Genomic DNA, 16,118 nt, shown 5'->3' on the forward strand with positions numbered 1-16,118 from the left:
TTATGAAAAAATAATTTGAGATCCTGGGACATTTATTTTGACTGAAAGTACCTCATGGTGAGTAAAAGTTTGCTTTAGGTTTTCATGTGATTCTGGAGGTGCAAAAAACAACATAAACCCTCCTGCCCCTGCACCTAGTAGTTTACCACCCCAAGCCCCTGATTCTCGACCTAATTTATAAAGATTATCAATTTCTGGGTTAGAAATTATGGTATCTAAACTGCGTTTGGCTATCCATGCCTGATGTAATAATTCTCCAAAAGCTGATAAGGGTTGATTAGTGGTTAAAATATCCCATCCTTGGTCAACCATTTTCCGCATTTTTTTAAGAGTATCGGTATTATCAGCGACCCGTTTTAACTGCTTAGCCACCACTTGAGATGCTTTGCGTTTGATTCCAGTAAAAACAATAAAAATATGAGATTCAAACTCCGCTAATCTTTGGGAAGATAGGGGAATTCTAGTGACAATTATATCTTCTTCAGTCCTAAACTCTACTAAGTTAAATCCCCCCATCGCTGCCATTAATTGATCTTGACATCCTACACAATCTTTAACTAAATAGCGTTCTACATAAATGGCTTCATAAGCTAAATCTAATGGCTTCACAAATTCCCCTTTAAAACTATGCAGTGCTTGGAGTAAAGATACGGTAAAAGCAGAAGAAGAGCCCAACCCTGTAAACGCCGGTAAGTCAGCTACATTATGCAACTCAATATCTTTTTCTAAACCACAGAATTTTAAACATTGTTGATAAACATTATGCTCTAATTCATCAACAGTTTTAACCAATTCTACTTTTCGGTAAGACACCCGAATTAAATAATCGAACAAATGACTAGGAAAGGGAGTTGCTGTAACATAAGAGTACTTATCAATTGAAGTTGCTAATATTGCACCTCCATGCTGGAGAAAATACTCAGGATAATCGGTTCCTCCGCCAAAAAAACTAATTCTAACTGGTGCGCGTGAAATTAGCATGGGTTAAGTAATTGGCTAAAGTTTTCTAGGATAAAAGCTTCTGCTTTGGGTAAAGTTTCAGGAGTTCCAATATCTAAAAATGGAGCTTTAATTTGATGAACTTTAATTAATTGTTTTTTATTGAGTAGTGCCGGAAAAACATCATATTCAAAACTTAGTGGAAATCTTGATGGAAACTTCTCTAAAACCTGATGACGAAATAAATAGACTCCGCCGTTAATAATTCCTGCACCTTGGCGTTTTTCAGCAAAACTAATAAGATTTCCCGATTTATCAACCACTAAGGAACCATAACGAGAAGTGTCTTCTACAGATACTCCTAAAATTACTACATCAACTTCATAATTATCTAAATAACTTATCATTTTGTTGAATTGTGCAACGATTAAAGAATCTCCATTCATCACTAACCAAGAATTAGAAGAAATGTTAGTCTGCTCAACTACATTAAGAAAACCGCCTGCAGTTCCTAACGGTTGCTTTTCCTGGCAACAATAAACCTCTATGTCTGGGACAGGTTGGTTTTGAAAATGCTCCTCAATTACTTCTGATAAATAACCCGTTGAGAGAATATTTTGGGTTATTCCTTGAGATTTAAGATATCTTAAAATCCACTCTAAAAAAGGTTTGTCAGCGACAGAAGCCATAGGTTTAGGAACGTTTGGAAGCAAGTGTTTAACTCGCGTTCCATACCCCCCTGCTAAAATAACTGATGTAATCTTTCTCATACTTCAACTACCAACTAAATCACTCCACATTGTCCCTGTTGACGCAAGAGATGATCACATAAGACTAGAGCGACCATTGATTCTACCATCGGAACAGCGCGAGGTAATACACAAGGATCATGTCTTCCTTTTGCGGACAATGTGACTTTTTGTCCTATTTTGCTCACTGTTTTTTGCTCTTTTCCAATAGTTGCTGTGGGTTTAAAAGCTACTCTAATAATGATATTTTCTCCATTACTAATTCCCCCTTGAATTCCGCCAGAACGGTTAGTCGTAGTGCGAATTCCTCCACTTCTATCGATGTAAAATTCATCATTATGTTCACTTCCGGTCAATAAGGTCCCGGAAAACCCTGAGCCGATCTCAAACCCTTTACTCGCTGGAAGAGACATCACTCCTTTTGCCAAATCTGCTTCTAACTTATCAAAAACCGGCTGTCCGAGTCCTTTAGGAACCTGACGCGCCACACACTCAACTACCCCACCGATAGAATTCTTGTCTCGTTGAGTTTGATTGATCAAATCAATCATTTTTTTTGCGGTTTCTTCATCAGGACAACGTACAATGTTGTTTTCTACTTCTTCTAGTGTAACTGTTGACGGATCAATGATTCCTTCAAGGTTTTTTATCCGCTTAACATAACCGACAATTTCCACATTGGCTACTTGTTTGATAATTTTTTTGGCGATTGCACCGGCGGCTACTCGCCCAATAGTTTCTCTTGCTGAAGCTCTTCCTCCTCCTTGCCAGTTACGAATTCCATACTTCGCTTCGTAGGTGGCATCCGCATGGGAGGGACGAAACTTCATGTTCATTTCATCATAATCTTGCGATCGCGCATCCTTGTTTCTAACTAGAATAGTGATAGAAGTCCCTAGAGTTTTTCCTTCAAAAACTCCTGATATAATCTCACAGGTATCAGTTTCGTTCCGAGGGGTAGTAATTTTACTTTGGCCAGGACGGCGACGATCCAAGTCAGCCTGAACGTCAGCTTCGGATATTTCTAAGCGTGGAGGACAACCATCAATAACGACTCCAACCCCTCCACCGTGGGACTCGCCAAAGGTGGTGATGCGAAATAAGTGTCCGAAAATATTGCCCATAAATGTCCGTTAATTAATATCTGTTAATTAATGTCTGTTAATATTAATGGCTCTATTTTCTAGTTTAAAGTAGTCGATAGTCAATAAGCAAGGTAAAACGAGGTAAAAGTCACAAAACAGAAGTTAATACATAACAAATATACAGATAATAAAGAATATAAAAAATTTTTGATTTAAAAATTTGGACACTTCTCTATAACAAAAATTCCCCTAATTTTTTAAGAAAAATTATATAAGTAATTCAAAACACTGTTCACAGACAACCGTCACATTTCTTAAAGAATTAGTATGGCTTAATAACGTTAAAATATTAGAATATAAACCAAAGTATAACTTAGGTTAAGGGCGAGAAGATCCAAATTTATTCCTCGTTTAATTTCATAGAAATGGTAAATACTTCAGTTTCACTCACCAGGAAAATATCCAAGCTAGAAGCAATTAAGGAGAAGAGTAACTTTCTAAGAGAACCTCTAGCTACAGAACTTTTAGAAGAGACAACTCATTTTACAGAAAATGCTGTTCAAATTCTTAAATTTCATGGATCTTATCAACAGGATAACCGAGATAATCGAGTTAAAGGACAAGAAAAAGATTATCAAATGATGTTGCGGACTCGCAATCCTGGAGGGTTTATCTCACCTGAACTTTATCTGACTCTTGATCGCCTTAGTGATGAATATGGAAACCATACCTTACGGGTGACAACACGCCAGGGATTTCAAGTTCATGGTATCTTAAAGAAGAATCTCAAAGCAGCAGTGTCAGCAATTATCAAAAACATGGGGTCAACTCTTGGAGCTTGTGGGGACCTAAACCGCAACGTTCTAGCTCCTCCTGCACCGTTTAAAAATCGTCCTGAGTACCAATACACCTGGGAATATGCTGATAAAATCGCTGATTTGTTCAGACCTCAAACTGAAGCCTATTATGAGATTTGGCTTGATGGAGAAAAATTTCTCAGTGCGGAAGAGTCTCCTGAAGTAGTCGCTGCCCGTCAATACAATAGTAATAAAACCATTTTTGCTGGTAAAGAAGAACCTATTTATGGGGAACATTATATGCCCCGTAAATTTAAATGTAGCGTAACTGTTCCAGGGGATAATTCCATTGATGTTTACACCCATGATGTTAGTTTAGTGGTGATGACCGACAGTCAGGGAATCCTGCAAGGATTTAACATCCTGGTAGGAGGTGGAATGGGACGCACCCATAACAAAGAAGAAACCTTTGCAAGGATAGCTGAACCCATCGGTTATGTAGCTAAAGAAGATGTTTATGATATATTAAAAGCCATTGTTGCCACTCAACGGGATTACGGCGATCGAGTTCAACGTCGTCACGCTCGCATGAAATATCTGATTAATGACTGGGGAATAGATAAATTTCGCGCTAAGGTTGAAGAATACTTTGGTAAATCTCTATATCCTTTCAAAACACTTCCTAAATGGAAATATCAAGACTTTTTAGGCTGGAATGAACAGGGAGATGGTCATTTATTTTTGGGAATTTCGATTGAAAATGGTCGAGTAAAAGACGAAGTAAACTTACGACTCAAAACCGCCCTACGCCGGATTACCGAACAATTCAGGTTACCTATGCGGTTAACAGCTAACCACAACGTTATTCTCTATGAGATTGACCCTAGTCATCAAGAGGCGATTGAAGAGATTCTGCAAGATTGTGGCGTAATTACTAATCCTCAAGAAATTGATGCTTTAACCCGTTATTCGATAGCCTGTCCAGCTTTACCAACTTGCGGGTTAGCCATTACCGAATCGGAACGCGTCCTACCTGGGATTATTGAGCGGATTAAAACAGTTTTATCTAAATTAAACATGGCATCAGAGAAAATTGTCATTCGGATGACTGGATGTCCAAACGGTTGTGCCCGTCCCTACATGGCTGAATTAGGATTTGTAGGAAGTGCACCAAACACTTACCAAATTTGGTTAGGGGGAAGTCCTAATCAAACTAACTTGGCTGAACCTTACCTCCAGAAACTACTTGACAAAAATATAGAGAAATTTTTAGAGCCTCTATTTGTCTATTTTAAGCAAGAGAAGACAGAACAAGAAAGTTTTGGTAAATTTTGTCGTCGAGTCGGCTTTAAGTCTCTAAGATCGTTTAGTGAAACTTATAAGCCTATAAAACCGCGTCGTATTCGCAAAAATCAACATCGGGTAAGTATTTCTGATAAGATGTTTGTTCAACTTAAAGCTGTATCACAGATAAACAAACAACCAATGAATAGAATTGTTCATGAAGCGTTAAAGACTTATTTTAGTCAATAAAAATCGGGGTCAATAGAGACAGAAGATTAAATAACAAGACTTACGCTACAATTGTACTATTAGAATCAATTTGCCAATAGATACAGCCATACTTCATAATCACTCAAAATGCTATAAATAGACAATCTAGCTTACAACTTTACGAGGTTGGTTTTGGTCTAGGTTTAATAACTATGAGATATGCTCCTCAAGATAATACTAACTAACAAGTTCTCTCTCAAAGATGAAGGGCGAGTTAATAGTAGATGATTCTGAGCTATGACAATTAGGTTTATTTGAAATAAAAGAAGAAGGTGAGGAAGATTTTTTTACAAATTAAAGATAATTGATGAGAAAAGTTTTTACGAGATTTTGCTTCTAACCCAGATAAATTTTTCTTATGACTCAATTAGGGAAATACATTGCCAACTTTAGTTTTAATTGAATCAGTTAAAAAGTGAATGGTATTTAAATGAAGCCGATTAGATAATTAATTTTTGCTACTAAATCCCTAATTTATAGTTTTTTAAACATATAATGCATGATCAATGATTTATTATTCACTAAATTAGCCGTTATCGGTTGACAATCAACTTTGTGATATTATTCGATTATGATATATTTTAGTTGAGTAGTTTTATGTTCTCCTAGAATAAAGACCTTATACATTAATGCCTCTATTATTGATCAACGGTTGGTATTAGTTGCAAATCTATTCAAGAACAGACTATTGAAGAACTAGCAATTAAAAGTAACAGTTAGCTTGAATCTTATTTATAGGCTAAAGTGATTTGAGATTTAGAATAGAAAGATAGTTTTAATTATTTAACAGAAGAAGTAGGAAATTTTTGTCTAAATGCTGTCCATATTTCTTAAAAATCTAACGGAGAATTGACTATTAGTTTATCTCAAGGAGAGTATAAGAATAATTTTTTTTAAAATAGTAGTTTGCTTAAAAAGCATACCATTATCTTAACAAATACTATTAGTCAATTATTTATTCGCTTCGACTGTACAATCAGAATATATTAATCAATGTCTTCTTGCTAAGATAAAACAAGTTCATAGCTTAATTTGGGACGGATGGATTTCCAAATTATGGACGTTAGCCTATAACGATAGGAGAAAATCGAACTAGCTAGCTAAGTGTATCACAAAACCATAAAAACAGCTTAATTTGGTAACTAAGTTACCTGAAAACAGGTTAAATAAATTTTGCAACTAAGTGACACAGCAATTGTTGAAGATATGAATTTTAATTAGGCAGTGCTAGGATAAATTGCCGTTACCAAAATTACATATCTTATGAAACGACATGGTGGATATTTATTAGAACTTAATATCCGCCACTATTTAAAATCACAAGGCAACATTGTTAATTTATCTCTCCGCGATACGTTAGTAAACGATGATAAATACAATTTTTTTTAAAAAACCCATGGAACTAATAATTAAAGTCCTGCAGATCTTGCTGACTTACGTGCTCATAGTGAACGTCAGCAAAGTTTATAAAGGGATATTAAAGAATTAGGGTTTAATTATCGCTGTAAACGTTCTAATACTAGCACAAAATCTACAGATATTACGTCATGTGTTGCTGGTCAAGCTATGTTAGCAGTCTAGCAACAAAAACTCTATCAGGCTAGGTTATTCACTCGCCAAATAAAAATTTATTAGTCTCCCTGTCATGTGCTTTTAAGCTATTATAAAAATAAACGTTATTCTCTGGTTGAGTAATATAAAAGACTTTTTTAGTTAAAATTCTAATTTACTAAGGTATTAAAATAATCTCTAAAAATATTATCATCAAAACTGTTTTTCATCAGCTTACTATAGTAAATAGTATTAAACGTACTATTTTATCTATAAAAATACAAGGTATAAAAACCTTTTAGCAAGTCTAAGTCAATTAGAGATTAAGTATTGTAGATTTTACTTAAATAAATAAAAAATATAATACAGAAGATTATTAGTTAGACAACTCAATATTAATGAACACCTATGCAGAACAGAATGTCAATATTAATTGGACTAATAAATAAGAATACTATTGCTAGTAAATCAATCTAAGAATAGACACTGATATAAATTACACTTTAGATTTAGCCAACCAAAACATAGTTCTATTTTCTGAAGTAAAAATACTTAGAGGGTAATAACCGTATTTATCTCTATTAAGATGGAAGTATAAAAACTGGATACAGAACTATTGAAAATAGAAAAAATAGCTAAAAATATTTAAGTAATGATTAAATAATCATAATTTTATCCTAAAAAATTGTTCTTCATAGCTCTGATTTTGCCAAAAACTTGTTCCGGTTCTTTTACCCCTACTATTGATTGTAAACTAACACTATCCCATCGCAAAAAAGGATTAGTTTTTTTTTCTTCTCCTAATAAAAAAGGAACGGTTGCTTGTTGTTCTTGACGCATTTTTTTTACTTGATCGAATCTCTTTTTTAAGACTTCATTATCAGGATCAACTTTTACTGCAAATTGAAGATTTTTTAAGGTATATTCGTGAGCGCACCACACACGAGTTTTATCGGGTAAATTTCGTAACTTATCTAATGAACTAACCATTTGTGCTGGATTCCCTTCAAATAACCGTCCACATCCTCCTGAGAATAAAGTATCTCCACAGAACAATTCTCCGGTATTTTCAGCTGATTCTGGGCAAAAATAGTAAGCAATATGAGCGCGAGTATGTCCAGGGACAAAGATGATTTCTCCCACCCGGTTAGCAAATTTAACGCGATCACCTTCTTTCAAGAAAACCTGTTGGTGAGGAATTCTACCCCGATCTTCTATCCCTCCATAGACACAAAGGTTAGGAAACTTTTTAACTAAAATATTATTCGCCCCAATATGATCGCAATGATGATGGGTATTAAAAATAGCTACTAGTCGGGCTTCTAGCTCATCTAAACATCGTAAAACGGGAGTCGCTTCAGCTGGATCAACTACAGCTGCAGTATGATCAGTAGGATTATGAAGCACAAAAATATAGTTATTAGATAGGGCAGAAAGTCGTTTAATATCCATAAATGATGGGTGAATTCGGCTGACATGAGTCATATTTCTTGGTCTAAAACAGATTTGTCCAACATGATGAAAATTGTAAGAAATTTAGTTTCACAAACATGGACAATAATTGATTTAGAAATCCTTGCATTTGCATTATTTTATAAAAGACTTATCCATATTGGCAATATTGTATTGTTCAGTATCTTAAAGGTCGATGCAATTCTTTAACGTAAAACTATTATTCACTGAAAAATCATGGATGTTATATTACTTATTTTCAATCTAACCGTACTCGTTAGATTATAGGTTAAATAAACCTAAGCTGTTGTGTTTGTAAGTACTTGTATATTACATGCTGTTCTTTGTATCATTTTTACCAAACAAATATTTAGAATATTTTAACTATTAATAAACTAATTTTAATCATTCTTTTAGTGATTCTTATTATTCTCAACACATAGTATAAGTTTTGTAGGGTGAACAAAAATATATTAATGTACTCTTATTCAAGACACCTATTGTAATTTACTCATCTTATAGTCTTAAAGTTTCATTTGTAAAAAGTCTCCGAGAAAAATTTATGACGATTACTGAAATACTTGATAAACTCCGTAAATTAACGCAGATTAATATCCAATCTTCTTGGCTTAGTATTTCTGAGCAAATCTCTTTTGATTCTATCGATATAGATATTTGGAAACCTGTTATTCTGAATCAGAAAGGTTACATTGTTTGTCCAGCAGGAAAACAGGTTAAATGGTTAGCTCAAAAGCTTATAATTCCTCAAGAAATTAGGGGGTATCCTCTGTCAGGATTAACCGTCAAATTAGCTTTAACTTGGTGGGCAGAAAAAGCAGAAATTTTTATTGACAAAAAATTAGTACAAGAGGGAGACTTATTTGATTCTTCAGCTAGGATTTTAGTAAGTAAATCTGCTAAACCAAGAGAGGAATTTTTGATTTTATTACGTTTAGTTAGTCCTAGTCATGATATTGGTGGGCTAATGAGTTCTCAACTCATTTATGAAACAGATATAGGTTTAATAGACCCTGGTTTTGTTGCTGATGAGCTAACTATATTATACAATTATTTGTCTGCTTTTGAACCTCAAAATATAAATTTATTTCAAAAAATAATTAATCGAATAAACTGGAATATTGTCGAGAACAAAAAAAAATTTAATTGCCATTTATTGGAATTACGTAAAAGTCTTAAACCTTTGGCTAAAAATATTAAAAACTACTCTTTATATTTATTAGGACATGCTCATTTAGATATGGCTTGGTTATGGCTAGTTGATGAAACTTGGGATGTAGGAGAGAGGACATTTGATTCTGTCATAAACCTACAGAAAGAGTTTCCAGAGCTTATTTTTGGTCATACAACTCCTGTTCTTTATGAATGGATAGAAAAACATCGCCCTCAGCTTTTTAAAGAAATTATAAAAGCATATAAACAAGGAAAATGGGAAATATTAGGAGGAATGTGGGTTGAACCAGAAGTAAATTTAGCATCTGGAGAATCAATGGTTAGACAACTGTTGTATGGACAACGTTTTTTTAAAGAAAAATTTGGAAAAATAACCCAGATTGCTTGGCTTCCTGATAGTTTTGGTTTTACTTGGCAATTGCCACAGATTTTCCACCAGAGTGGAATTAAATATTTTGTAACTGGAAAACTTCACTGGAATACTAATGTAAAATTCCCTTATGGGTTTTTTTATTGGAAATCTCCCGATGGAACTCAATTATTAACTCTTATTTCTCCTCCAAACGTCGCTGGAGTTATGAACACTAATCCTCTGAGAATGACTAATTATTCTATTTCATGGAAGCAACAAACAGGCTTGCAAGATGCTTTGTGGTTGCCTGGAGTGGGAGATCATGGAGGAGGTCCAACTCGTGATATGTTAACTGTTCAAAATCGTTGGAGACAGTCTCCTTTTTTTCCTGAAATTAATTTTACTAAAGCTATTGATTATTTAGATAAATTGAGAGAAATTTCTGATTATATTCCGGTTTGGGATGATGAACTTTATCTAGATTTACATCGGGGTTGCTATACAACTCATGCTGATCAAAAATTTTATAATCGTCGCTGTGAAGATTTGCTATATCAAGCTGAATTATGGTTTTCTATCGCAACAATTATTCAAAAAATAAATGTTAATGTTGATAGCAAAATATTGTTAGAAAAAGCCTGGAAAAAAGTTTTATTCAATCAGTTTCATGATATTTTACCGGGAACTTCTATTCCTGAAGTTTTTAATCAAGCTAATAAAGATTGGCAGAAAGCTTTAAAAATTAGTAAATCTTTATTAAACGATTCTTTCCAAACGATTATTTCTCAAATTTCCTTGCCAAAATCACCTAAAACTAAGGCTATTCCTTTGATAATTTTTAATTCTCTAAATTGGCAAAGATCAGAAGTTATCGAATTTTCAGCAACAGAAAATAACTGTAAAATTTACGATTCAGAAGGAAATCAATTAACCTCTCAACTATCAACCGATAATAAACTTTTATTCTTCGCAGAAAATATTCCATCAATTGGATACCGCATTTTCTGGTTATGTCCTACCGACAAAACTTCAGAAAACACTGATATAGTCAATAATAATGATTGTAGTCTTGAGAATCAATACTTAAAAGTTACTATTAATTCTGAAACAGGAAATATAAACAGTATTTTTGATAAAGTCGCTAAAAAAGAAATTGTTAGGGGAGAATGTAATCAATTGCAAGGATTTCAAGATCAAGGACAATATTGGGATGCTTGGAATATTGATCCCAATTATAATGATTATCCCTTGCCAGAAACTGAATTAAAGACCATTGAATATTTAGAAATGGGTCCTATACAATGGACAATAAGAGTAATTCGACAACTAGGAAACTCAGAATTTTGTCAAGATTATAGTTTACGAATTAACTCAAAAGTTATTATAATTAAAACAAAAGTTGACTGGCAAGAAACTCATGTATTGGTAAAAAGTTCTTTTTCCTTTAATTTAGACAGTGATTATACAACCTATGAAATTCCTTTTGCTGCTATTGAACGAACAAACTATCCTAAGACCCCGGAAGAAAAAGCTAAATGGGAAGTCCCTGCATTAAGATGGGCAGATTTAACAGATAAGTCTCAAAACTATGGAGTCAGTATTTTAAATGACTGTAAGTATGGTTATAATAGTCAAGGTTGTCGCTTGAGACTTACTCTTTTAAAAAGTCCCCGTTGGCCCGATCCTAATTGTGATCGTGGTTTGCACTATTTTACCTATGCCATATATCCCCATCAAGGAAGTTGGCAAGAAGCAAAAACTGTACAGCGCGGATATGAATTAAACGTTCCCCTAAATGTGGTTGTTTCTTCAAAAAATAAAACGAATCAACCGACGACATTACCGCCAGTCAATCAATTCTTAAATTTGGGTTCAGATAATTTAATTCTGTCAGCTTTTAAGCCAGCAGAAAATCACTCGAATGCTTGGGTTTTACGATGTTACGAATGTGAGGGTAAAACCACCTTAATTTCTGTGACTACTAACCTGGATTTAACATTTATTAATCAAGTAAATCTTTTAGAAGAACCTATTCCCAACTTTTCTGAAATTACTCCGTGGAAAATAGTTAGCCTTAAAGCAAAAGTAGAGCTTTAAGTAATCCATAAGTTAAACTATCGGGAACTTTCAGCCAATACTAAACTCGGTTCTCATACCCTTATTTTCTTCTCGAGTTTTTAAACCTTTTCTCCTTCTGCCTTACTTCAATTTTAGTTGATACTATTTTCGTCAACTCTGACTACAGATGTTGGTATTCTATATATTATTCATCAGTTACTAAATTACTTCATTGATAGCGCGTTTGAGACCTTAATAATTTGAGAATTCTTAAAGTCTCAAATGTTGTTTAATTTTCAACTTAGAGTTTTCAATGGAATTGAAATCAGCAGAATAAAGAGATAAGAATAAGACTTGTGTTCCTATAGATTCTATCAGTTCTCTAACTTTTGTTGTGCTTTATAAGTCTATAAGCCGATAAATTATCCATGACCATACAAGTTTCTAGCTACAATAATATTAGTACTTCTATTTTATCAGTGAAAGACGTTTCTTTAATTTATCCATCGTTTAAAAATAAAAGGGGTGAAAACTTCAATTTAGCGAGCTCTCCAATTAAGGTAATATTGTTTCCTCAATTATTGGGATATTTTACATAAGCTCGTTTCCCTTTAATTTTTCTGATACACTGACGAATCATGGCTAGCTTAACTTTGGTTTTGTCGGTCATAATTAGGTCTGAAAGTTTGAGTTGTTCAAGTGTCGTCAAAATATTTCTATCTAAAAGATAAAACCCTATATATGTAAAGTTTCAAGATATTAAGTATATTTTTTAGGGGCAAGTTAAGTTTTTGGACTAAACAAAACATGAATGATAAAAATACTAACTATGACACCTATTTGTCGTGTAAGCGAGTACTTAGTTTTTATGGAGTAGCATTATTGTCTTCTTCTAGAAATTATTCTAAAACGCTAAGTTACTATTCCTCAATTAAAGAGGTTTTTTATCGGTTATGAGCGCATAGTTCTATTCTTTTTGTTGATTTCTAACGTCTAAGGATAAAATTGACAAAACTATGGCTGACTTTAAAATATTCTGCTATTTTGTTGAGTTGTTCGATGGGTTTTATTGTGAATTTTTATTATTTTAGTAAAAATATCTGTGGAGTATGACTCTATTTTTCGGTGCAACTAACATTTTTTTCTTTCTTCACTTTGAATCTATCAAAATAGAACTCCTATTTAAACTTGACGCCATCAAAATTTACAAGAAAATTAGTTATCCATAATTTTTAAAGTCTCTTTGGATTTTACTTATATTTTTACTGATGTTAGGTCTATCGATAAACCCCACCATACTACAATATTTCTGATCCACTCTTGAGAGAACTCAATCTAAAACCTTGCTCAATTTTGACTTGCTTGCCGTCTCAAGTCTAACAAAGTTTAACCCTTAATCTCAGAAGAGCCTAATCATTTTAGCACTCACATTTGCTCACGTATCGTCCTCATCCCAGATTTAGCTCAATCGAGCCTAGAACCTCAGTATTTATAGCAAAAAACAGCCAAAATACTACGATTAAGAATAATTATTTTGACTTTTTTAAAAAATAGAACTGCGAAAAGACAGGAGGAATGGAGTTTAATCCTCCCTGTGATGTTGGACTGAGTGAAACTAGTTGGCTAACTATAAATTTAATGAGAAGTGTTGCCATTTTTATTGGTCCCACGAGGTTGAATTACACCATATCCACCATGATTTCGAATATAAACAACATTGATTTCATTAGTTTCTTTATTGAGGAACATATAGAAATCATGGTCTACTAATTCCAATTGATGTGAGGCTTCATCAATAGTCATCGGTGGCATAGCAAAATATTTCATACGGATGACTTCAGGTGGTAATTCTGGGGTACGATCACCAATCAAGTCCCCTTCTACCGGACGTTCCTCAACAATTTCTGCTGCTTTAACCAGATTGTAAGATTTCTTTTTATCTAGTTTTTCTTTATATTTGCGAAGTTGACGAGCAATTCTATCAGAAACTAAGTCAATACTAGCGTAGAGATTTGTGCTGTCTTCTTGAGCCCTGATAACAGTGCCATTGGCATAAACCGTTACTTCTGCTTTATGCTTATCAATAATCCGAGCATTGTGAGCTACCGATAAATGTACATCAACTCTCGTTGTTATTGTTTGAAAATGTTTGACTGCTTTTTGGAGCTTTTTTTGTACGTAGTTATTAATAGAATCGGTAATGTCGATATTATTACCCTGTATCAAAAGCTTCATATTTAATACTCCATTGTTCATTAAACTTTATTCACATCAAACAGCAATCAAGAAACTAGCTGCTTGTTTCTAAACAAAGATGAATTAGCATCTTAAATACTACTAGTTTAGTTTGAGCTAACGTATCAGATATTTTATATTTTTTCATTAGCTTTTTAACCTTCTTTTAGATATCTTAATCGTAATTTATCTCTTCTTTATTGCGGCTTGATCTAAGACAGAGCAATGATATAGTTTTGTCGAAAAACAACTTCCGTCTATTTTTCAATTTGTATTTTATCTCTCGTTTCACTTTAGTGTTTTATTAAGGCTCAATGTCAAAAAAACTTAGGATACTCCCAGATTTCTTGACTGTATTTACCAATCAAGGAAAAGAGTCGAACAGAAAAAACATATCTAGGTTTTCTCTCCCCAATTTCCCACTTAAAGAGAACTATCAGACGTACTTAGACTAACATGTTTGTATTGTTTCTAGCATCGCTTTTTATCTTCTTGTCATTTTCCTTAGCACATCTTGATGTTTCTTAAAATTATCTTCATGAGATGAGACCAACTTCTCGATTGACTTTCAACCATAAGGGACAACAACGACGATGTGTTGTCTACCAGGGAGGAATTATCCCCTATGAGTTAGCCTGGAAGACGCAGCGTTCACTAGTTAAAGAACGCCTAGAAGACCCAACTTTAGAGGATATCCTTTTACTACTTGAACATCCTCCTGTTTATACTTTGGGAACCGGATCTAGTCTAGATTTCCTAAAATTTGACCTTACCACGACCTCTTATGAAGTTCATCGTATTGAAAGGGGAGGGGAAGTTACCTATCATTGTCCAGGTCAATTAGTAGGATATCCCATTCTCAATTTACGCCATTACCAACAAGATTTACATTGGTATTTGCGACAACTCGAAGAAGTAATTATTCAAGTGCTTCAAGAATATGGAATTAAAGGAGAAAGAATATCTGGTTTAACAGGAGTTTGGGTAGAAGGATATAAAGTTGCAGCCATTGGGATTAAGGTTAGTCGTTGGATTACAATGCACGGGTTTTCCTTGAATGTTTACCCTGACCTAAAAGGATTTAAAGAGATTATTCCTTGTGGAATTGAAGATAAACCTTTAGGAAGTTTGGAGCAACTTATTCCTAATATAAAATTATCAAAAATCCGTCAAGAAGTTGCTTTAGCTTTTGCTAACGTTTTTCAGGTTGAAATAGTAAGTAAATATAGCTTTTCAAAAGACAACTTATTCAATTATTTTTTTTAGTTGTTTAATTAAGTTTAGTTGGAATTACTTTACTAATATTTCTATTTAAAATTATAAAATATAATTTATGGCCCAATTATATAACCTTTACCTCAATTAAAAAACTAGTAACTATGCTATTTTGGGGTCCTCCATCTTAATTTTTTCAAAAAGTATTCTAAATATTGATAAATAGAGAATTTTTTAAATTTTATACTTGTCGTATATTGGCGGTTTTACTTCTCTGATCGATTATTTTCTTTAAATAATCTGTAGAAACTAAGCTATCTCTATTTTACAAAACAGGTAAAAGAAAATTATAGTCACTTTTCCCGAAACAAAAACGTTGATATTCTGAATCATTCTCTTAACAGAATCTTATTAATTAACCATTTATAAATTCCTTTATTATTAATGATACATTCATTAAAATCCAAGAGAATTACTTTTAACATCTGAGCCCTTCGTGAATTAGCAACAAATACTTGAGCATCGGATCAATGCTCAATACTTAATTTAATATTGTCACTTTTGCAGCTATTGGCTCAGGCTATCTTATAAAAGATTAATTCAGAGAAGAAGTAGTGTAAAATTTAATTTTTTTTATCTTCGCAAAGCATTACGGTTTGGAGCAAAAAATCTTCTGTTTTATGGTGTTCACCAGCAACTAAGATTCTGGCTATATGTCCTTTGCTTTAGTTACATATATTCTATTGAGCTTAGCATGCATTCACTTAATGGTTTTTATTGGTTGTGCTGATAATCATCTTTACCTATTTTACTAGGCTGTTGGCTAAGAAAGACTATTAATAACATAAGTTCTATTATGGAGCCTATATTCCTGACTGGATAGAATTTCGGGAAGTTGGTAAATCTGTAGAATAAGAAGTAAAAAACTTAGTTCAAGCGT

9 protein-coding genes are annotated in these 16,118 nt (G+C 33.4%); 3 read left to right on the forward strand and 6 right to left on the reverse strand.

Features of this window, described 5'->3' with window-relative positions:
* The 3 genes from ETSB_RS00050 to aroC are packed head-to-tail and all read right to left on the reverse strand — an operon-like array spanning position 1 to position 2,812.
* Positions 1 to 981, reverse strand: coding sequence for a GHMP family kinase ATP-binding protein (locus ETSB_RS00050; protein ID WP_044105468.1), 981 nt, complete (start codon positions 979 to 981; stop codon positions 1 to 3).
* On the reverse strand, positions 975 to 1,709 hold the full coding sequence (locus ETSB_RS00055) for a nucleotidyltransferase family protein (RefSeq protein WP_044105470.1): 735 nt from the start codon (positions 1,707 to 1,709) through the stop codon (positions 975 to 977). The genes ETSB_RS00050 and ETSB_RS00055 overlap by 7 nt, the downstream gene beginning before the upstream one ends.
* A 14-nt stretch (positions 1,710 to 1,723) precedes the next feature.
* The gene (aroC, locus tag ETSB_RS00060) at positions 1,724 to 2,812 is read right to left on the reverse strand and encodes a chorismate synthase (protein WP_044105472.1); all 1,089 of its coding nucleotides are present in this window, start codon (positions 2,810 to 2,812) and stop codon (positions 1,724 to 1,726) included.
* Positions 2,813 to 3,198: 386 nt separating this feature from the next.
* On the opposite strand from aroC, the gene sir reads away from it, so the two are divergent.
* Complete coding sequence (gene sir, locus ETSB_RS00065) at positions 3,199 to 5,103, forward strand: sulfite reductase, ferredoxin dependent (protein WP_044105473.1); 1,905 nt, start codon at positions 3,199 to 3,201, stop codon at positions 5,101 to 5,103.
* Positions 5,104 to 7,347: 2,244 nt separating this feature from the next.
* On the opposite strand, the gene gloB is transcribed toward sir, so the two are convergent.
* A complete protein-coding gene (gloB, locus tag ETSB_RS00070) occupies positions 7,348 to 8,127 on the reverse strand; it encodes a hydroxyacylglutathione hydrolase (protein WP_044105475.1) in 780 nt (259 codons plus the stop codon).
* Between the two features lie 562 nt (positions 8,128 to 8,689).
* Between gloB and ETSB_RS00075 the strand changes: the two genes are divergently transcribed.
* Positions 8,690 to 11,767, forward strand: coding sequence for an alpha-mannosidase (locus ETSB_RS00075; protein WP_044105478.1), 3,078 nt, complete (start codon positions 8,690 to 8,692; stop codon positions 11,765 to 11,767).
* 535 nt (positions 11,768 to 12,302) lie between these two features.
* Here the strand turns inward: ETSB_RS00075 and ETSB_RS10410 are convergent.
* Both ETSB_RS10410 and hpf read right to left on the reverse strand, forming a co-directional pair.
* Positions 12,303 to 12,437 carry a hypothetical protein gene (locus ETSB_RS10410; protein ID WP_269763969.1) on the reverse strand — a complete coding sequence of 45 codons (135 nt, stop codon included), beginning with the start codon at positions 12,435 to 12,437 and terminating at the stop codon, positions 12,303 to 12,305.
* Positions 12,438 to 13,363: 926 nt separating this feature from the next.
* The gene (gene hpf / locus ETSB_RS00080) at positions 13,364 to 13,963 is read right to left on the reverse strand and encodes a ribosome hibernation-promoting factor, HPF/YfiA family (RefSeq protein ID WP_044105481.1); all 600 of its coding nucleotides are present in this window, start codon (positions 13,961 to 13,963) and stop codon (positions 13,364 to 13,366) included.
* A gap of 543 nt (positions 13,964 to 14,506) precedes the next feature.
* On the opposite strand from hpf, the gene lipB reads away from it, so the two are divergent.
* On the forward strand, positions 14,507 to 15,229 hold the full coding sequence (lipB, locus tag ETSB_RS00085) for a lipoyl(octanoyl) transferase LipB (RefSeq protein ID WP_044105484.1): 723 nt from the start codon (positions 14,507 to 14,509) through the stop codon (positions 15,227 to 15,229).
* Positions 15,230 to 16,118: the final 889 nt, after the last annotated feature.

This window comes from cyanobacterium endosymbiont of Epithemia turgida isolate EtSB Lake Yunoko, from assembly GCF_000829235.1.
Lineage (GTDB): Bacteria > Cyanobacteriota > Cyanobacteriia > Cyanobacteriales > Microcystaceae > Rippkaea.